Below are 438 nucleotides of genomic sequence, written 5' to 3' on the forward strand. Positions count from 1 at the left end.
CGACAAGACAAGCCCGGCAAGGATCTCTCTCACACGAGCCTCGACGGCGTCGACATCGCCGTCGGCATAGAGCGACACTTCGTGGATGTCGCGGTCCTCATCGATTTCGAGGATGGCAATCGGCAGACCCTCGTCTTCGAAGGCTGCTTCGAACGCCGCGAAGATACGGTCGGCCTCGATCTTTCCAGTGGTGAAATAGAGCCGCGTTTGGGTCATCAAACGATGGTCTTGTTCGAGCATGATCCTATCCGAAAACCGGTTCCCACTTTCGGGATCATGCACTAGCCTTCCGCCGCCAGCCGCTTCAGCTTGGCGATGGCGGTCTCCGAGCTTTCGCCATAAGCGATGGTGCCGGCGAAGTCGCCCCGGTCGTTGAGCAGCAGCACCGAAGCCGTGTGGTCCATCGTGTAGTCGCCGTTGCCGGTATCGACCTTCTTC

Annotated in this window: 2 pseudogenes; both read right to left on the bottom strand. The window is 59.4% G+C overall.

The window, feature by feature from the left end:
- Positions 1-216, bottom strand: a pseudogene (locus EOA86_RS38135) (50S ribosomal protein L11 methyltransferase); the annotation flags it as partial.
- A 65-nt stretch (positions 217-281) separates the two neighbouring features.
- Positions 282-438, bottom strand: a pseudogene (locus tag EOA86_RS41085) (SCO family protein); the annotation flags it as partial.

Source organism: Mesorhizobium sp. M5C.F.Ca.IN.020.32.2.1 (assembly GCF_004023105.1).
Classification (GTDB): domain Bacteria; phylum Pseudomonadota; class Alphaproteobacteria; order Rhizobiales; family Rhizobiaceae; genus Mesorhizobium; species Mesorhizobium wenxiniae.